The organism is Rubrobacter marinus (assembly GCF_011492965.1).
Taxonomy (GTDB): domain Bacteria; phylum Actinomycetota; class Rubrobacteria; order Rubrobacterales; family Rubrobacteraceae; genus Rubrobacter_F; species Rubrobacter_F marinus.
Window position 1 is genome coordinate 3,982,624 of sequence record NZ_CP045121.1, and the last position, 18,895, is coordinate 4,001,518.

An 18,895-nucleotide genomic window follows, 5' to 3' on the forward strand; every position below is an offset into this window, starting at 1 on the left:
GTTACTTCCCTTCTAGGACTTTGCGCCGGATCTCCTCGACCGGGGCCGCGGGATCGTGGCTTATGCGGTACATCCTGTGGCCGAGGGCGACGTGCTGCGGGCTGTACAGCCGCTCGATCATGCGGACCCCGGAGTTCCAATAAACCCCGGGTTCCAGCATGACGGCGGTCCGTATCGGCTTGAGGTTCTTCCTGACCGCCTTCGGGTGCTCGGAGAGCCAGACCGCGAGCTTCATCAGCTCGTGGTTCATGGCCTCGCGGCTGCGCCTCTCCTCGATCGTCGCCACTACAGGTGCCCCTTCTCCATGTTGCAGGTGAAGGCCTTGGCCTCGTGGATGGAGACGTTCGCCTCCAGGCTGACCGGCATCAGGTCGTTGACGAACCCGCCCGTGACCAGCCCGTTCGGGCCGAAGTGGTACGGGAGGCCGATCGTGTGCAGCTTCTGCCCGTCGAAGTCGTAGACCGGGATGCGGTCGGTGACGAGCGCCCTGGTGTGCAGCTTGCCGCGGCTCGTGATGACCGTGATGTCGTCGAGGTTCTCGATGCCCTTCTCGGCGGCGAGCTCCGTGGAGATCTCCGCGAACGACTCGGGCTGGAGCTCGCCGAGCCACGGGATCCAGCGGCTCATCGCCCCGGTGGTGTGGTGCTCGGTGAGCCTGTACGTCGTGATCGAGTACGGGTACCTCGGGTCCATGGGCTTGTTGTACGGGTTGTCCGGCCGGTCGTACTTTTTGACGCCGGGGTCGTACTGCTGCTTGTACATGAGGTTCTGCACCGGCGACTCGAGCGGCTCGTAGTGGACCGGGAGCGGGCCGTCCTTGAGGCCGCCGGGCGCGAAGAGCCAGCCCTTGCCGTCGGCGTTGACGATGAACGGCGAGTTTCCGGAGATCGCGGCCTGCCCGACCGCGCTGGGGTCGGCGCGGTAATCCGGGTTCTTTGCGGGCTCGAAGTCGGGGACGTCGATCCCGTTCCACTTCTCTTCTTCCTCGTTCCACCACACGAGCTTCTTGCGCTCGCTCCAGGGCTTCCCGCTCGGGTCGGCCGAAGCGCGGTTGTAGAGGATGCGCCGGTTGAGCGGCCACGCCCAGCCCCAGTTGGCGTGCGGGGCCTCACCGAACTCGCGGTTCTTCGCCTGGTTCTCGCCGTCCTTGTAGATGCCGCAGTAGATCCAGGCCCCGCAGGCGGTCGTCCCGTCTTCCTTGAGCTGGACGAAGGAGTTGATCGGCTTCTTGTCGGCGACGGTGTAGCCGTTGATCTCCCGGAGGACGTTGTCGATGATCGGCTCCTGCCGGTCGCCCTCGTGCCCGTAATCCCACGTCATCGCCTGGATAAGCTCGTCGCGCGGGTCGGTGGAGTCCTTGTAGAGCTCCTTGATCCTGCGCCCCAGGTGGTACACGAACCACGCGTCGCTACGCGCGTCGTCCGGCGGATCGACGGACTTGTCGTGCCACTGGACCATGCGCTGGGTCTGGGTAAAGGTCCCGTCCTTCTCGGCGACGAGCGCCGCCGGCATAAAGAAGACCTCGACCCCGACGGTCTTTGGATCCACGCCGTCGAGCTTCCACACCCCGCTCGTCTCGATGTCGAACGCGTCGAGGACGACGAGGTAGTCGAGGTTCCGCAGTCCGTCGCGCGCCAGGCGCGCGTGCGGGCCGCCGACGGCGAAGTTCTGCCCGAAGACGAACGCGCCCTCGACGCCCTGCCCCTCCTCCTTGTCCTTCATCGCCATGATGGTCGGGTAGTAGGAGTGGTCGCCGTTGATGCGCACGAACTTGTCGAAGAGGAAGTCGTTCTCCGGGGTCGCCGCGTCCCCGTACCACGCCTTCATGATGCTCGTGGCGTACTTGGGGAAGTTGCTCCACCAGCCCGTGTGGGCGGTCTCGGTCTCCAGGTACTCCTTCCAGGTGTTGTGCGTCTTGTTCGCGTCGGGGATGGCGACGTAGCCCGGGAGGATGTTGTAGAGCGTCGCGATGTCCGTCGAGCCCTGGATGGTCGCGTGGCCGCGCAGCGCCATGATCCCGCCGCCCGGACGCCCCATGTTCCCCAGCAGAAGCTGGAGGATCGCCGAGGTCCGGATAAGCTGGGCGCCCTTGGAGTGCTGGGTCCAGCCGACGGAGTAGCAGATCGAGGTGGTCCGGTCGGGGTTGGAGTTCTCGCAGATCGTCTTGGCGACCTCGAGGAACGACTCCTTCGGCGTGCCGCAGACCTTCTCGACCATCTCCGGGGTGTAGCGGGAGAAGTGGCGCTTGAGGACCTGGAAGACCGAGCGCGGGTGCTGCAACGTCGGGTCGGTCGGGAACTCGCCGGCCCCGTCGTACTGGCCGACCCGGTTGGAGTACGCCTCGCCGGTGATCGCACCCTGCGAGCCGCCGACGGCCGGGGAGATCGGCATCCCCTCGTAGCGCCACTTGTTGAAGTCGTAGGTGCGCTTCTGCTCGTCCCAGCCGACGAAGATGCCCGTGTCGTCCATGTCCTCGTAGTCCTCGGAGAGGAGCGTCGGGGCGTTGGTGTAGTTGACGACGTACTCCTTGAAGTACGCCTCGTTCTGGATGACGTAGTTGACGAGCCCGCCGAGGAACGCGATGTCCGTCCCCGGACGGATCGGCGCGTAGATGTCGCAGAGCGCCGAAGTACGCGTGAAGCGCGGGTCGACGTGGATGAGCTTCGCGCCCTTGCGCTTGGCGATCATCGGGTGACGGAAGCCCACGGGGTGGGCCTCCGCCATGTTGGAGCCTTCTATGAGGATGCAGTCGGAGTTCTGCAGGTCCATGAGGGAGGAGGTTGCGCCGCCCCTACCGTACGTGATGCCCAGACCGGACACCGTGGAGGAGTGTCATATGCGCGCCTGGTTCGTGACCCTCACCATGCCCATCGTGTGGAAGAGCTTGGTGATGAGGTAGTTCTCCTCGTTGTCGATGGCCGCACCGCCGATGGAGGCGACGGCCTTGCAGTGGTTGAGGGGATTACCGTCTTCCTGCTTCTCCTGCCAGTTGTTGTCGCGGGAGTTCTTGAGACGCTCGGCGATCATGTCCATCGCCGTCTCGAGGTCGAGATCCTCCCACTCCTCGGAGTAGGGCCTGCGATATTTTACGGTCGTCCAGCGGTGCGGCGAGACGTGCATCCCGTACGTCGCCGAGCCCTTCGGGCAGAGCGTGCCCGCGTTGATCGGGCTCTCCGGGTTCCCTTCGATGTCGAGGATACGTCCGTCCCGGTGGTACACCAGGGTCGAGCAGCCCACCGCGCAGTACGGACAGACGCTCGTAGTCTTTTGGACACCCGGGTCGTGGATGCGTGCCCGGAGGTTCCGGGTCGATTCGCTGACCGGATGCTTCACCTTCACGCCGACGTGGTTTTTCAGCTTCGACCACAAGCCGTCCGTGTCCGTCAACCTAAGGAACACGCCTCGCTCCTCTCTTCCTTCGTATATTGGGTGCTGCTTCTCCCCAGGGGCCATTGTAACCACTACTTACCCCGCACGAAACCATTGCGCGTTCACAAAGCCGTGCGCTATCTCTTTAAGAATCTTGAAGGCGGCACCGGCGCTGTTGTGCCGGGTTCGAGGCTTTGCTACGGTGCGAGCGGAGGAGCTGTGGTGAGCATAGGGAAGGGAGGTCCGCAGGGAACAGTCGTCGGCTGCGTCGCGCACCGCCGTTTTCTGGCGGGGGTCTCGAGGCGCCGGCGTCGCGAACGGACGATTCAGCAAGCCGATATCCAAGCAATCTCAGGAGGAATGCATGGCTGACCAGAACAAGGTAGTGGTCTACAAGGGCCCGGGCGAGGTGGCCGTAGAGCCCATAGATTACCCGAAGCTCGAGGTGCCCCAGGACGTCGCCGAGGCGATGAACTACAGGAGCGCCGCGGCGCCGCACGCGGTCATCTTGAGGGTCGTCTCGACCAACATCTGCGGCTCGGACCAGCACATGGTGCGCGGCCGGACGACGGCGCCGGTGGGCCAGACGCTGGGGCACGAGATCACGGGCGAGGTCGTCGAGGCCGGCGACGACGTCCAGTTCATCAAAGAGGGCGACATCTGCTCGGTGCCGTTCAACATCGCCTGCGGTCGCTGCCGCAACTGCAAGGAGCGCAAGACCGGCGTCTGCTTGAACGTGAACCCGGCCCGCGCGGGCTCGGCCTACGGCTACGTCGACATGGGCGGCTGGCAGGGCGGCCAGGCCAACTACGTGATGGTGCCGTTCGCGGACTTCAACCTCCTGAAGTTCCCGGATAGGGACCAGGCGCTCGAGAAGATCCTGGACCTCACGATGCTCAGCGACATCTTCCCCACCGGCTACCACGGCGCGTACACGGCGCAGGTGACGACCGGCTCGACGGTCTACGTGGCGGGCGCGGGCCCGGTCGGCCTGGCGGCGGCCCACTCGGCGCAGCTTCTCGGTGCTTCCGTGGTCATCGTCGGCGACCTCAACGACGACAGGCTGGCGCAGGCTAGGTCCTTCGGCTGCGAGACGATCAACGTCGGCGAGGGCGGGGAGATCACGGAGCAGATCGCCGCGATCACCGGCATCCCCGAGGTGGACTGCGCGGTCGACGCCGTCGGCTTCGAGGCGTCGGCGAAGGCCGGTGAGGAGGCCCCGGCGGTCGTCCTCAACCAGGTCCAGACCATCACCCGCGCGGGCGGCTCCTTGGGCATCCCGGGCCTGTACGTGACCGGCGACCCGGGGGCGGCCGACCCGGAGGCGCAGGAGGGGACGCTCAAGATCCGCTTCGGCCTCGGCTGGGCGAAGAGCCACGCGTTCTTCACCGGCCAGTGCCCGGTGATGCAGTACAACCGCGAGCTCATGATGAGCATCCTGTACGACAAGGCCCAGATCGCCAAGGCCGTGAACGCCACGGTGATCCCGCTCGAAGAGGCCCCGCAGGGCTACCAGGACTTCGACAAGGGTGCTGCCAAGAAGTACGTCCTCAACCCGAACGGCTACATCAACGCTTAACCGACAGCGTCCGTAGGGCCGCGAGGTTCGGAGGGGCCGGGAAACTCCCGGCCCCTCCTCTCGTCCCGGTTGCGGGGGCCGGGCCCGCGGCGCACGGCCGAGGGCAAAGCATCCTCCCGACGCCTCGTTCCGCAAAACGGCACGCTGATACACTCCTGCATGGATAGGCGAGAAGGACGAGTGGAGAGCGAATGCTGGAGAAAGCGGGGGCCAAGGCCCGTCGCGGGAGCAAGACCAAGACGAGGGTGCGCGTGGTCGAGGACGGGCGCGCCCGGGTGCGACCGGACGTCCTCGCCACCGAGGAGCCGATGGAGATACGCCTGATCTCCGGCGAACGGAAGCAGACGGTCGCGGTGACGATGCGCACGCCCGGCTCGGACTTCGAGCTCGCGGCGGGCTTTCTGTACGGGGAGGGGATCGTCTCCTCCCGCGACGACATCAAGAAGATCAGCTACTGCGTCGACGTGGACGCGGACCAGCAGTACAACATCGTCAACGTCGAGCTCTGGCCGGGGCGCGAGTACGACCTGCGCCCCCTCGAGCGTCACTTCTACACGTCGAGCGCCTGCGGGGTCTGCGGCAAGGAGAGCCTGGATCAGCTCGAACTGCGCGGCTGCTCGGTGATACCGCCGGGCCCGGGGGTGGACGCCGACGTCGTGACCTCGCTGCCGGAGAAGCTGCGGGAAGGGCAGGGGCTCTTCGACTCCACGGGGGGGCTTCACGCGGCGGCCCTGTTCGACGCCGGGGGGAACCTCCTGGCGCTCCGCGAGGACGTGGGGAGGCACAACGCCACCGACAAGCTCGTGGGCTGGGCGCTTCTGGAGGGGAAACTTCCGCTCTCCGAGCATCTGGTGCAGGTCAGCGGGAGGAGCTCCTTCGAGATCCTGCAGAAGTGTCTGACCGCCGGGGTGCCCATCGTCTGCGCCATCTCCGCGCCGAGCAGCCTCGCCGTGGACGTCGCGCGCCAGTTCGGCATGACCCTGGTGGGCTTCATGCGCGGTGGCCGCTTCAACGTGTATGCGGGATTTGATAGGATTATTACGCAATGAGAGTGATGCCGTTGTAGGGATCGGGAGAAGGGGAAGCCAATGGCAAGCCAGGCAGCCGGTTCGGGCGGAGGCAACCGGGTACTCATAGCCATAGCTGGCGTGGTCATGCAGGTTGCGTTGGGCGCGGTTTATGCATGGAGTAGCTTCAGAACGCCCCTCACGGAGAACTACGGTACCTCGGTCTCTGCGGTCAACCTGACGTTCAGCATAGCCATATTCTCCCTCGGCTTCGCGGCCTTCGCCGGCGGCCTGTGGATGGCCCGCGTGGGACCGCGGACCGTCGCGATCACGTCGGGCGTGCTCTACGGGCTCGGCATCTTCCTCGCCAGCTTCGCGACCGAGAACCTCACGATCCTGTACCTGACGTACGGTCTGCTGGCCGGGGTCGGGATCGGCCTCGGTTACATCGTGCCCATCGCGACCCTCGTCAAGTGGTTCCCGGACAAGCGCGGCTTTATCACCGGCGTCGCCGTGGCGGGCTTCGGCGCGGGGGCGCTGGTGACGGCGCCGGTGGCGAAGCTTCTCATCGATAGCTTCGGGCTCTTCCCGACGTTCGCGATCCTCGGCGTCATCTACCTCGTCCTGGTCGTCGGCGCGGCGCTCTTCATGAGGAACCCGCCCGAGGGGTACAGGCCCCCCGGGTTCGAGCCGGAGACGGACGAGAGCAGCGAGCGCTCGGGCGTGGATTACGAGCTGGGCGGCGCCCTGAAGACCTGGCAGTGGTACGCGCTGTGGGCGCTACTCTTCCTCAACGTCACCGCCGGCATCGCCATCATCTCCGAGGCCGCGCCGATGGCGGCGGAGATCACGGGCGTCAGCACGCTGGTCGCCGCCGGCCTCGTGAGCATCATCTCCATCGCCAACGGCGCGGGCCGGTTCCTGTGGGCGTGGCTCTCGGATGCCATCGGCCGCAAGTGGGTCTTTCTGACCATGTACCTGCTGCAGGCGCTCTGCTTCTTCCTCATTCCGCTCATCGGCACCACGTTCTTCATGCTCGCCATCCTCGCCTTTATCATCGTCTCCTGCTACGGGGGAGGCTTCGGCACGATGCCTGCGTTCAACGCCGACTACTTCGGCTCCGCGAACGTCGGCAAGATCTACGGTCTCATGCTGACCGCCTGGAGCTTCGGCGGTGTCCTGGGACCGTTGCTGATCTCTTACATCGTCGACTCTACCGGCAGCTACCAGAACGCCTTCTACATCCTCGCGGCGCTCATGCTGGTCAGCTCCATCGTCCCGTTCGTGGTCCGTCCCCCGAAGGCCCCTCAGGCCGCCGGCGCCCAGACGGGAGAGGCGAGAGCGTAGCGCCACCGCTCGCGTAGAAGCCCAGAACCCCGGCCGCTCGTTCCGCCGGGGTTCTCCCTTCGCTCCGGTCCACACGCAGCCTGCGACCTGGTAGGGCTCAGAGGTAGCCCGAAAGGTTCGTGTCAGTCCAACTCATGCGGCGGATTTGATGGGTTCACGCCAAAGGGGTACAGTCTCCCCTCGAAGGGTAGAGTCCCCTCAAGCCAAGAGACGACGCAGCCCGACCAGGAGGTAGCAAGACGACAGGTATGTGGCGCAAGAAACCGGCGGTTCGTATACGGCTAATTTATTTGTGGACGGAGGAGTAACTTGGCAAGTCAGGCATCTGGCGCGGCCGGAGGCAACAGGGTACTAATCGCCGTAGCAGGCGTGGTCATGCAACTAGCGCTCGGCGCGGTCTACGGCTGGAGCGTCTTCCGGAAGCCCCTCTCGGAGGCGTACGGGGTCGAGGTCTCTCCGGTGAACCTCGCGTTTACCATAACGATCTTCACGCTGGGCTTCGCGGCCTTCGCCGGCGGCATCTGGATGGGCAGGGTGGGACCGCGGACCGTCGCGATCACGTCGGGCGTGCTCTACGGGCTCGGCATCTTCCTCACCAGCTTTGCCGACAACAGCTTGACGCTGCTGTACCTGACCTACGGCGTCATCGCGGGCGCGGGGATCGGGCTGGGATACATCGTGCCCATCGCGACCCTCGTCAAGTGGTTCCCGGACAAGCGCGGCGTCATCACGGGTATCGCCGTGGCCGGGTTCGGCGGCGGGGCCATCCTCGCGGCCCAGATCGCGCCGCGGCTCATCGAGTCCGTGGGGCTCTTCTCGACCTTCGCCGTTCTGGGCATCGCCTACCTCGTCGTCGTCGTGGGCGCGGGCCTGTTCATGAAGAACCCGCCCGCCGGCTACAAGCCCCCCGGGTTCGAGCCCGACACGAGCGGCTCCAGCGAGCGCTCGGCCGTAGACTACGAGTTCGGCGCGGCGGTCAGGACCTGGCAGTGGTACGCGCTGTGGGCCCTGCTCTTCCTCAACGTCACCGCCGGGATCTCGATCATCGCCGAGGCCGCGCCCATGACCGAGGAGATCACCGGGGCCGGCACGGCCGCCGCCGCCGCCCTCGTCTCCATCATCGCCATCTTCAACGGCGTCGGACGATTCTTGTGGGCCGCCCTCTCCGACGCCATAGGCCGCAAGTGGGTCTTCTTCACGATGTTCGTGATCCAGGCGGCGCTGTTCGTGCTGATGCCGATCATCGGCACCTCCTACGTGGTGTTCACCGCGCTCGCCTGCATCATCCTCCTCTGCTACGGCGGCGGCTTCGGCACGATGCCTGCTTTCGCGGCGGACTACTTCGGCTCGGCCAACGTCGGCAGGATCTACGGCCTGCTGCTGACCGCCTGGAGCTTCGCGGCCGTCGTGGGTCCGCTCCTGATCTCCTACGTCCACGACTCCACGGGCTCCTACGCCCCGGCCTTCTACATTATCGCCGGGATCATGGCCGTCAGCGCCATCGTCGCGCTCATCATGCGGCCCCCGAAAGCCCCGGAGGCCGCCGGCGCCCGGACGGGCGAGGCCAGGGCGTAAAGGTCAGGGGCTCGCGCCCCGGATCGGAAGTGGCACCAGCGCAAGCGGCGAACCCCCGGAGGCAGGACGGCTCCGGGGGTTCGCCGCTTTATCGTGAGAAGAATGGGGGGCTTCGGAACGACCCCACGGGGCCTCCGGCGCGGTACTTCGTATCTCGTTGACCGTGTGTTGTGTTTGCAATATAGTGCCGCACCAAGTGGAAGGAGTAGGAGTCGACGGCCGCGCTCACGGGCGCGGTAAACAGGGGAAAGGGGTTTTGTGGATAGGCACGAAGAGTGGGTTCGCGTAGAGCGAACATCGGCGTTTCAAGATCTAAGACGAAAAAGGAAAGCATTCATCGTCCCGGCGACCATCTTCTTTTTGGTCTTCTTTTTCGGGCTGCCGGTTCTTGCGGCGTTCACCACCGTGCTAAATACGAGGGCCGCGGGGCCGCTCACGTGGGCCTACGTCTACGGTTTCGCGCAGTTCGCGATGGTGTGGATCCTGATGCACGTCTACGTCAACCGGGCGAACAAGTGGGACAACCTCGTGGACCAAGCGCGCGAAGAGGCGGCCGAAGGAGGGGTGAAGTAGCGTGAACGATCGAGTCATAGCGATCATCTTCTTCTGTCTGATCATCGCGCTCACGCTCGGGATCACCGCCTGGGCGGCGCGCAAGAACAAGTCCACCAGCGACCACTACGTCGCGGGCGGCAAGATCAGCGGCTGGCAGAACGGCCTCGCCATCTCCGGCGACTACCTCTCGGCGGCCTCGTTCCTCGGGATCGCGGGGACGATCTCCCTGTCGGGCTTCTCGGGCTTCTACCTCTCGATCGGCTTCCTCGTGGCCTACCTCGTGGTGCTGCTCCTGGTGGCCGAGCCCTTGAGGAACCTCGGCAAGTACACGCTGGCCGACATGCTCGCCAGCCGGTTCAACAAGAGCAGCGTGCGCTCGACGGCGGCGCTCTCGACCATCGCGATCAGCATGTTCTACATGATCGCCCAGCTTGTCGGCGCGGGCGCGCTCGTCCAGCTTCTGCTCGGCATCAACTACGCCATCTCGGTGATCATCATCGGCATCCTGATGACGGTCTACATCGTGCTCGGCGGCATGATCGCGACGACCTGGATTCAGATCGTCAAGGCCGTCCTCCTGGTCGTGGGGACCCTGGCGCTCTCGATCCTGGTGCTCGCGCAGTTCAGCTTCAACCCGCTCGCGCTCTTCTCCGCCGTCGAGCAGGAGGTCGGTTTCGAGGCGCTCCACCCGCCCGCGCCGAGCGACCTCACCACGAGCCTCAGCGTGATCTCCTTGAACATCGCCCTCGTCCTCGGCACGGCCGGGCTCCCGCACATCCTGATCCGGTTCCTCACCGTGCCGGACGCGAAGACGGCCCGCTCCTCCATCGTGACGGCGACCTGGATCATCGGCCTCTTCTACCTTTTGACCCCGATCCTGGGCTACGGCGCCACGATCTTTGTGGGTCGCGACGCGATCACCGCCCAGAACCCGGCCGGCAACACGGCGGCCCCGCAGCTCGCGGACGCCCTGGGCGGCCCGATCTTCCTGGCCTTCGTCTCGGCGGTCGCGTTCGCCACCATCGTGGCCGTGGTCGCGGGCCTCGTGCTCGCGGCCTCCAGCGCCTTCGCCCACGACTTCTACACCAACGTCATCAAGGGCGGCGACGCGTCGGAGCGCGAGCAACTCCGGATGGCCCGCATCACGGCCGTCGCCATCTCGGTCGCGGCGATCGTCCTGGCGCTCTTCGCCCAGGGCCTCAACGTGGCGTTCCTCGTGGCGCTGGCCTTCGCGGTCGCGGCGAGCGCGAACGTTCCGGTGATCCTGCTGACGATCTTCTGGAAGAAGTTCAACACGACCGGGGCCGTGACCGGCATGCTCACGGGTCTGTTGAGCGCGGTCTTGCTCGTGGCCATCAGCCCGAACGTCCTGGGCGAGACGGGGATCGTCACCGGGGCCTCGGCGATCTTCCCGCTGACGAACCCCGCCCTGGTCTCGGTGCCCCTGGGCTTCCTGGGCTGCTACCTGGGCACCGTCCTCGGCGGTCGCGGCGCGGAGAGGGAGCGCGAGGCGGGCCTCCAGACGGACTACGACGAGATCTACGTCCGCTCCATGACCGGGATCAGCAACATAGAGAAGGAGCTTCATCAGGCGACCCCGACCCAGGAGCAGCCGCGCGCCACGTAGCGTAAAACTTCGAGGATAGCGCCGCGGGGCCCCCGTCTCAGGACGGGGGCCCCGCTCTTTGCGTTCTGCGGGCGGCCACCAGGGCGCGCGGAGACGGCACCACGCGACGTCTTGCCCGGCGGCGATGAGCGGTAGGGTGCGGGCTCTCTCGGGACCGCTTGGCCCGAACGCTCGAGGGGGGCCGGGCGTTAGCCCGCGTGCGCGTCCAGCGGGTCGCTGTTGGCGGGGCGCGAGAGGATGTCCGCGACGGTCTTGCCCGTGGGGTCGCCGAGCAGCGGGATCTCGGCGAGCACGAGGGTGCCGACGCCGGGGCGGCTCGCCACCCGGAAGACGCCGCCGAGCAGGGTGATCCTCTCGCGCATCCCGGCCATGCCGACCCTCTCGCCGGGACCGGCCCCGGCGCCGTCGACCGGCACGAAACCTTTGCCGTAGTCGCGGACGCGCAACTGGATGCCGCCCCTCTCCCCTGGTCCGAGGGGTCGCTGCGGGCGGCGGACGAGGGCGACGTCCACGCGCGTGGTGCCCGCGTGCTTGCCGACGTTGTTCAGCGCCTCCTGAACGACGCGGAAGATCGCGGTCTCGGTCGAGGCCGGGAGGCGCCCGTCGCCCAGAGCGTCCTCGTAGCCGATGCGCCACCCCTTCGCCCTGAGGGCGTCGAGGTGGAGGCGGATGGCGCTGCGCAGCCCGAACTCGTCGAGGGCCGTCGGCCGGAGGTCGGCGATGACCCTCCGCGCCTCGCCGACGGTCTGGCGCACGAGGGTCGAGACCATGTCCAGGTCCTCCCGGCCCTCCGCGGTCGGCGGCGGGTGGAAGTGGGCGAAGGCCTGGAGGTGCTGGTGGGCGGCGGCGGCGACCTGGGCGAGGCCGTCGTGGACCTCGTAGGCGACCCGGCGCCGCTCCTCCTCCTGGGCGACGAGGATCTTGCCGACAAGCTCCTGCAGCTTCTTCTCCCGCTCCATGAGCTCCCCGTAGAGCCTGGCGTTCTCGAAGGCGCTCGCCGCCTGCCCGGCGAGGCTCTCGAAGATGCTCACGGTGCCCCCGTCGGCGAGCTCCCCCGGCCCGTACACCTCCAGCACCCCGACGGCCCGCTCCCGCACCATGAGGGGGAGGCAGATGCCCGTCGCGAACCCGCTCTCCGGACCGGCGAGGGCGAAGACCTGAGCGGCCTCGTCGCGCAGCGCGGTCTCGATGGCCTCCCGAACCCTGGGGCCTTCGCGGACCCCCCGCCCCGCTCCGTCGAGGCCGATGGAGCGCCAGACCGAGACGGGTTCGGCGTCCTCGCCGCGGATGGAGATGGCCGCCGCGTTCAGGCCGGAGATGCTACGCATGATCTCCAGGAGGCGCGTGCCGATCTCCTCTGGCTCCAGGGTGGAGCCGAGGATGATCCCGGCCTCGTGGATGGCCATGAGCCGGTCGAGGCTGCGCCGGAGCTCGGCCTCGGCCTCCTTGCGCTCGGTGATGTCCTCCAGGGTGCCCTCGTAGCCGACCACCTCGCCGGAGGAGCCGCGGACGGCGCGGGCGTTCATGGAGATCCAGATCGCGCTCCCGTCCTTGCGCAGGAACCGCGCCTCGAACTCGAACACCCTGCCCTCCCGGCTCATGCGCCGGGCGAACTCCTCGCGCCGGGAGGGCTCGGCGTAGAGCTGCCTCCCTATGTCCCAGAGGGTCTCCACCATCTCCTCGGCGGAGTCGTACCCGCAGATGCGGGCCATCATCGGGTTCGCCGTGAGCAGGCGGCCGTCGAGCGTGGTCTGGAAGATGCCCTCGACGGCGTTCTCGAAGATCCCGCGGTACTTCTCCTCGGCGGTCTTGAGGGCCTCCTGGGCCTGGCGGCGCTGGCGGCGCTCCTCGGCGTCCTCGAGCTCCCGCTCGACGGCGGGGGCGAGGCGGGCGAGGTTGTCCTTGGGGACGTAGTCCTGGGCCCCGGCCTTCATGACCTTCACGGCCGCGTCCTCCCCGATGTGCCCGGAGACGATGATGAACGGCAGGTCGGGCCAGTCCCCGGACCGGAGCAGCTCGAGCGCCGCCGGGGCGCTGAAGCGCGGCATGGCGTGGTCCGAGATGACGAGGTCCCACTCGCCCCCCTTGAGGGCGGCGAGCATGCCCCCGCGGTCTCGACCCGCTCGTGGGAGACCCGGTATCCGCCGCGCCTGAGCTCGCGCAGGACGAAGAGGGCGTCGTCGGGCGAGTCCTCGACGAGCAGGACGCGCAAGGGCCGCCCCTCGCCCTCCCTTCCTACGGAGCGCGCCTCCCCCGTCGCCGTCACCGCGACCCGGCCCCTCTCGGGCCCCTCGCGCCCGGAGAGGTGCGACGGGTCGATCTGGAGCCCCGGGCGGAGGGTGAAGAAGAAGGAGGCGCCGCGGCCGACCTCGCCCTCGGCCCACGCCCTCCCCCCGTGGCGGTGCACGATCCTCTGCACCGTCGCCAACCCTATCCCCGTCCCCTCGAACTCCCCAGAGCCGTGCAGCCTCTGGAACGCCCCGAACAGCTTGTCCGCGTACTCCATGTCGAACCCCGCCCCGTTGTCCCTCACGTAGTAGACCGGGACGCGGCCCCGGGACGAGAGCTCGAGGTCCTCCCCGAAGGCTATCCTGGCCCGCTCCTCCTTCTCGGTGAACTTGAAGGCGTTGCCGATCAGGTTCGTCAGGGCCACCCTCACGAGGCGCGGGTCGCAGTGGACCTCGATGCCGTCCTGGATCTCGAACTCGACGTCCCTGTCGGGCCGGGACTCGCGGAGCCCGTCGGCGACCTCGCGGGCGACGGTGCTCAGGTTCACCCGCTCCCGGCGCAGGGCCCCGCGGGTGACGCGCGAGAGGCCGAGGAGGTCGTCTATGAGGCGGCCCATCCGCTGGCTCGCGGTCCGGACCCTGCCCAGGTAGTCCTTCCCCTCCTCGTCGAGGTCGTCCGCGTAGTCCTCGAGCAGAATCTGGGAGAACCCGTCGATGCTCCTCAGGGGGGCCCTCAGGTCGTGCGAGACGGAGTACGAGAACGCCTCGAGCTCGCGGTTCGTCACCTCGAGCTCGCGGTTGGCCTCCTCCATCCCGGCGCTGGCCTCCTCGGCCCCGAGCCGGGCGCGCACGAGCATGTACGTTATGCCGAAGAGCAGGAGGCTCACCCCCAGGCCGCTGAGGAGCACGAAGAGCGGCAGCCTGATGTTCTCGCCCCGGTCGAACTCTGGCAGGGTCTCGAAATACAAGCTCCACTCCCTCCCCGCCACGTCGACCGGCACGGAGTCGTCGCGCGCGGAACGATCGGCGGCGCTCCCGCCGACGGGCAGATCGGTGACCTCGGCGAAGGCGCCGCCGGAGCTTCCGGAGGCCGTCTGGCCCTCGCTCGCGCGCTGGACGCCGTCGCTGTCGTAGAGGAGGTTCCTGGGGGTGAGCCCCGCGCCGTCGTAGACCTCGACGTCCACCGAAGGGTCGTACGACTCGTCCACGATGCCCGCGAGCACCCGGTCCGTGGGCAGGTAGGAGACGACGAACCCCTCCAGGGCGCGCCGGCGCTCGGCGACGGTCCTCACGGGCTCGCCCCTGCGGTAGATCGGCAGGTACGCCACGACCCCCGTCTCGAGCACGAGGTCCCCGAGCGCGCTCCGGGGGGCCTCGGAGAGCACGAAGGTCTTGCCCGTCATCTCCACCTCGCCCCCGTCCCGGGCCCGGTCCATGGCGGCGCGGTCCGCCGCCATCGCGTAGGCGTCGTAGCCGACGAGGCCGCCGTTGGCGTCGTTCAGGGGCGCGGCGTAGGTGATGGGGAAGGAGTCCGGTCCGTCGGCCCTCGCGTAGCCGAGCATCTGTATGCCCTCGAACCGGTTCTCGAGGTCCAGGCTGGCCACGAAGCCGCGCCAGTCCTCCTCGGTCACCTCGGTCGAGGCCGAGAAGAGCCCGCGGGCCCCGAACATGACGTTGACGTAGCGCTCCAGGCGGCGGACGATCGCCTCCTGCGAGGTCAGCACGGTGTCGTCGAAGCGCACGCGGGCCGAGGCCTCGACGTTCTGGCGCACGTAGTAGAAGGCCAGAAGGGTAAGGATGATGGCGACGAGCAGGACAGCGTAGGCGAGGGCCGCGTGACGCAGGTGCGCCGCCAGGCCTCTGAGGAGGCTCACGGGCCCCTAGCCTCCCCGCCTCGGGGTCTCGTTCAAGACCAGCCAGTAGAGCCCGAGCTGGCGCACCGCCTCTATAAACTGGGCGAAGTCGACCGGCTTGCGGATGTAGCTGTTCGCCCCGTAGCCGTAGCCGTCCACGAGGTCCTGCTGCTCCTTGGAGGAGGTCAGGATCACGACCGGCAGGAGCCTGGTCCGCTCGTCCCCCCTGAGGCGCTTCAAGACCTCGAGGCCATCGATCTTCGGGAGCTTGAGGTCCAGCAGTATCACCTGCGGCATTACGCTCAGGTCCCGGCCATCGTGGACCCCGGTGCCGAACAGGTAGTCCAGCGCCTCGGCCCCGTCGCGGGCGACCACCACCTCGTTGCCGATGTTGTTTTTCTTGAGGGCGCGACGGGTCAGGAGCTCGTCGTCCGGGTTATCCTCGACCAGGAGAATTATCTTGCCCACCTTACCCCTCTGAGATCCGACGACGGATACTCCCGACGCCCCTCGAACAGAGGGGGCCCCGGGCGTCCTCTAGGCGAGCATCGTATGCATGTAGCCTCACTCCTCGCCCCTTCTCTCCCACGTCCGCGGGGAGCGCTCACCACAATAGCTATATTTATAGCGTCTAGCGCACCCGCGGCGCAACCGGGGAGATCTGCGCCGCGGGTGCGCTAGTCGCGCAGGGGCAGGCCGATCCTCGCGTACGTCCCCCCGCCGGGGACGCTCTCGACCGTGAGGTCGCCGCCGTGCTGCTCGACGATAGCCCTGGTGAGGGCGAGGCCGACGCGGAGGCGGCCGTCCGAACGGTCCGAGCCCGGGTCGAAGGCCTCGTCGATAAGCGACTGGTCGGCCCCCTCGCCGTCGTCGGCGACCTCGATCAGGAGCTCGGTGCCGTCTTCGGAGACGCGGGAGCGGAGCCCGAGCCGGCCGCCGGCCTCGGGCAGGGCAGAGAGCGCGTTCTGCAGGAGCTCGCCCACGGCCTCGCGCAGCTTGAGGCGGTCCACCGTCGCGTGGTCGACCTCGGGTGCGATGTCCAGCTCGATGCTGACGGCCCGCTCGGAGAACTCGTCCTGAAAGCGCATGAACACCCTGTACAGCAGGGCCCGCATGTCCGTGCGCGAGAGGTTCAGGTCGAGCGGGAAGCCGAACTCGGTTATGCGGGCGATAGCCTGCGAGAGCCCCTCGAGCCCTTCGACGAGATCGTCCTGCTTCGCGGCGTGGCCGTTGCTCCCGGCGGCGTCGAGCTGGGCTATCCTCGAGCGCAGCCTGGAGACGAGGCGGTGCAGCGTGACCCTGGAGGGGGCGCTCTGCCAGGCCGGGCCGTCGCTGCTCTCGTCCGCCGCCGTCAGGGCCAACCCGGTCATCCCCTCGCGGCGGGAGATCGCCTCCATCGCCCGGTTGAACGCCCGGCTCACCTCGCCGAGCTCGTCGGCCCGCTCCTCGTCGACGCGCCGGTCCAGGTTCCCCTTCTCGACGTCTTCGAGCGCCTGCCTGAGCTCGCGCAGCGGGCGGAAGAGGTCGGAGGCGAGGTACGCCGCGAGCAGCAGGAGCAGCGACAGGGTGCCGAAGGCCGCGATGATGAGGACGAGCTGCGCGGTCCTCCGGGTGCTCTGCGTCTGCGCCAGGACGTCCTCGCGCGCCCTCTGGTCGGAGGCGATGGCCCTGTCGGTCGCGGACTCGAAGGCCTGGAAGCTGTTCTCGCCCGGACGCTCCTGCACGAGGCCGACGAGCTCGAACCGGATCCCTCCTCCGCCCCCCTCGAGCTCCTCGTCGTCCCGCAGGTCGTCGGGTTCCGGGGCTTCGTCCTCGTCGGGTTGCTCCGGGGGCGCGGGCGGTCCCTGAGGCACCCCGGGTCCTGCTGGACCTCGAGCCGCCTCTCGGCCAGGGCCTGCGCCTCCTCCGTGCGCCCGGCCTCCACCAGGTCGAAGACCTCGTTCGCGTCGCGCACCACCCTCTCGTAGGAGGTGCGGACCTGCTCGACCTGCCGCCGTTCCTCCTCGGTGTCGGCCAGGCTGGCCCACGTGTCGAGGTCCTGATCCACGGCCCCTATCGCCCCTTCGAACTCCTGGCGGGCGTTGGTATCCCCCTGCGCGAGGACGTCCGACACCTCCTTGAGGGCCCGGAAGGTCGCCCCCTGCACCTTCTGGGCTTCCAGGCTGCGCGTGTAGTGCCGCTGGAGCTCCTCGCCGGTGGCCCTCCACTGGATCGTCGCCCAGATGGAGATGCCGGAGACCAGGAGGCCCAGAAACACCAGGGTTCCGAAGGTTACGAAGAGTTTGCGTCGAAGGTTCATGCGCTCCTCAAGATCCTAGAGGGCCAGTCCGGTCCACTGCCAGTAGCCGTAGTAGAAGACCACGATAAGGACCAGGTGGATTATCAGCAGCACCGAGCTCAGGCGGAGCAGGTCCGCCGGCCCGTAGGTCTCGCTGCCGGCCTCCTGGAACATCAGGAGCGCCTTGGAGGAGACCGGGAAGGTGAGGCAGTAGTCCATCCCGACCGTCCCGATAAACAGGACGGCGACGGGGTTCAGGTCCAGGCTGCCCGCGAGGTACAGAAGCGGCGGTACGAGCGCGGCGGCGCGCGCCGCGTGCGAGGTCATGTAGATGTGCGAGGTCAGCGAGACGAAGGCGACGATGAGCAGGATCAACGTCCCCGAGCGGGCCCCGGCGATGCCGCTGACCGCGAACAGGTTGTCGATGATCCACTGCGCCGCGCCCGATTCTATGAGCGCCTCACCGAGGGCGAGCGCCGCGCCGACGAAGACGATCAGGTTCCAGGAGACGGACTTGAGCCCGTCCTTCCAGCTCATCACCCCGAGCCCCGGCAGGGTCAGAAAGAGCGCCCCCGCGACCGCCACGGTGGCGATCTCCAGGCCGTGGAAGGCCTCCGTGAGCCAGAGCCCGACCATCAGCGTCAGGACCACGAGCGTTATCCTCTCGGCCCTGGAGAAGGCGCTCCGTGCCTCGCGCGGGATCTCCAGCCGACGGTCGAGGCGGTCCTTGTCGAGAAAGAGCCGCATGATCACCCACGCGGAGGCGTAGCTGGCGACGACGCCGAACGGCGTCCCCCAAAGCGCCCACTGGGCGAAGGAGATCCTCCTACCGGCGATCTGGGCGAGGAGGTCGTTGGCGATGAGGTGCGAGCCGGCCCCGATGATCGTGGTGATGGTCGCGACCAGGATGACGGTCGGCATCAGGAGCGCGAGCGCGCGCACGATCTTCTTGTCCCCGGCCGCGTCGGCGATGCTCCGGAAGACCGGCATGACCACCGCCGCCCGGCCGCTCGTCGAGGGGATGACGAACGAGAGCGGGATGAGCACCGTGGTGAGCAGCCACAGGATGCCGCGCACGGAGGAGGCCCGCGCGACGACGAAGCCGGTGAGCCGTGCTGCGAGGCCGGTGGCGCGCATGGCCCCCCCGAGCACGAACGCCCCTATCATGAGCCAGACCACGTCCGAGGCCAGGGCGTCGAAGAGGCTCTCCTGGGGGCTGCCGCCGGTGATGACGGCGACGGTCAGCGCCGCGAGCGCCACGTACGCCGCGTTGATCTTGGTGGTCGACCACAGGATGGCCGCGAGCGCGAAGATGAAGAGCGCCACGCGCGCCTCGTACGGGAGCGACGCCGGCAGGAGCACGGCGATCCCGGCCACGATCGAGAGCGCGAGCGGCAGCATCGCGTCCACCACCCAGCGGAACCGCCGGGGCGGCGCGGGCGCCGAAGGCGCCTCCGACGCGCGGCGCATCTCGACG

At 67.9% G+C, this 18,895-nt stretch carries 13 protein-coding genes and 1 pseudogene; 6 read left to right on the plus strand and 8 right to left on the minus strand.

Annotated features, from left to right (window positions below; translation table 11 throughout):
* Window position 1 precedes the first annotated feature (1 nt).
* Window positions 2-286 (minus strand): hypothetical protein, encoded by a 285-nt coding sequence (locus GBA65_RS20460; protein ID WP_166398115.1) that lies wholly within the window; start codon window positions 284-286, stop codon window positions 2-4.
* Window positions 286-3,333: a formate dehydrogenase gene (gene fdh / locus GBA65_RS20465; RefSeq protein ID WP_407691122.1), complete on the minus strand. Its 3,048-nt coding sequence runs from the start codon at window positions 3,331-3,333 to the stop codon at window positions 286-288. Before fdh ends, GBA65_RS20460 begins: the two co-directional genes overlap by 1 nt.
* Before the next feature lie 400 nt (window positions 3,334-3,733).
* Between fdh and fdhA the strand changes: the two genes are divergently transcribed.
* From fdhA to GBA65_RS20500, 6 genes are all read left to right on the plus strand, one after another.
* The gene (fdhA, locus tag GBA65_RS20475) at window positions 3,734-4,948 is read left to right on the plus strand and encodes a formaldehyde dehydrogenase, glutathione-independent (RefSeq protein ID WP_166398118.1); all 1,215 of its coding nucleotides are present in this window, start codon (window positions 3,734-3,736) and stop codon (window positions 4,946-4,948) included.
* A 191-nt stretch (window positions 4,949-5,139) separates the two neighbouring features.
* The gene (gene fdhD / locus GBA65_RS20480; protein WP_166398119.1) at window positions 5,140-5,997 is read left to right on the plus strand and encodes a formate dehydrogenase accessory sulfurtransferase FdhD; all 858 of its coding nucleotides are present in this window, start codon (window positions 5,140-5,142) and stop codon (window positions 5,995-5,997) included.
* Window positions 5,998-6,036: 39 nt separating this feature from the next.
* Window positions 6,037-7,302: an L-lactate MFS transporter gene (locus tag GBA65_RS20485; protein ID WP_166398120.1), complete on the plus strand. Its 1,266-nt coding sequence runs from the start codon at window positions 6,037-6,039 to the stop codon at window positions 7,300-7,302.
* Window positions 7,303-7,611: 309 nt separating this feature from the next.
* Window positions 7,612-8,877 carry an L-lactate MFS transporter gene (locus GBA65_RS20490; protein ID WP_207955980.1) on the plus strand — a complete coding sequence of 422 codons (1,266 nt, stop codon included), beginning with the start codon at window positions 7,612-7,614 and terminating at the stop codon, window positions 8,875-8,877.
* Between the two features lie 258 nt (window positions 8,878-9,135).
* Complete coding sequence (locus GBA65_RS20495) at window positions 9,136-9,450, plus strand: DUF485 domain-containing protein (RefSeq protein ID WP_166398121.1); 315 nt, start codon at window positions 9,136-9,138, stop codon at window positions 9,448-9,450.
* A 1-nt stretch (window position 9,451) separates the two neighbouring features.
* Window positions 9,452-11,059, plus strand: coding sequence for a solute symporter family protein (locus GBA65_RS20500; RefSeq protein WP_166398122.1), 1,608 nt, complete (start codon window positions 9,452-9,454; stop codon window positions 11,057-11,059).
* A gap of 188 nt (window positions 11,060-11,247) precedes the next feature.
* Here GBA65_RS20500 and GBA65_RS20505 read toward each other — a convergent pair whose 3' ends face one another.
* The 6 genes and pseudogenes from GBA65_RS20505 to GBA65_RS20530 all read right to left on the minus strand — a co-directional run bounded on the left by GBA65_RS20505 (window position 11,248) and on the right by GBA65_RS20530 (window position 18,888).
* Complete coding sequence (locus GBA65_RS20505; protein ID WP_228282019.1) at window positions 11,248-13,107, minus strand: sensor histidine kinase; 1,860 nt, start codon at window positions 13,105-13,107, stop codon at window positions 11,248-11,250.
* A complete protein-coding gene (locus GBA65_RS24775) occupies window positions 12,999-15,161 on the minus strand; it encodes a CHASE domain-containing protein (protein WP_228281529.1) in 2,163 nt (720 codons plus the stop codon). Before GBA65_RS24775 ends, GBA65_RS20505 begins: the two co-directional genes overlap by 109 nt.
* A gap of 6 nt (window positions 15,162-15,167) precedes the next feature.
* Window positions 15,168-15,608, minus strand: coding sequence for a response regulator (locus GBA65_RS20520; protein ID WP_207955981.1), 441 nt, complete (start codon window positions 15,606-15,608; stop codon window positions 15,168-15,170).
* Between the two features lie 209 nt (window positions 15,609-15,817).
* Window positions 15,818-16,993 carry a sensor histidine kinase gene (locus GBA65_RS20525; RefSeq protein WP_228281530.1) on the minus strand — a complete coding sequence of 392 codons (1,176 nt, stop codon included), beginning with the start codon at window positions 16,991-16,993 and terminating at the stop codon, window positions 15,818-15,820.
* A gap of 77 nt (window positions 16,994-17,070) precedes the next feature.
* A pseudogene (locus GBA65_RS26915) lies at window positions 17,071-17,439 on the minus strand (histidine kinase); the annotation flags it as partial.
* A 15-nt stretch (window positions 17,440-17,454) separates the two neighbouring features.
* Complete coding sequence (locus GBA65_RS20530; protein WP_407691026.1) at window positions 17,455-18,888, minus strand: SLC13 family permease; 1,434 nt, start codon at window positions 18,886-18,888, stop codon at window positions 17,455-17,457.
* Window positions 18,889-18,895 lie beyond the last annotated feature (7 nt).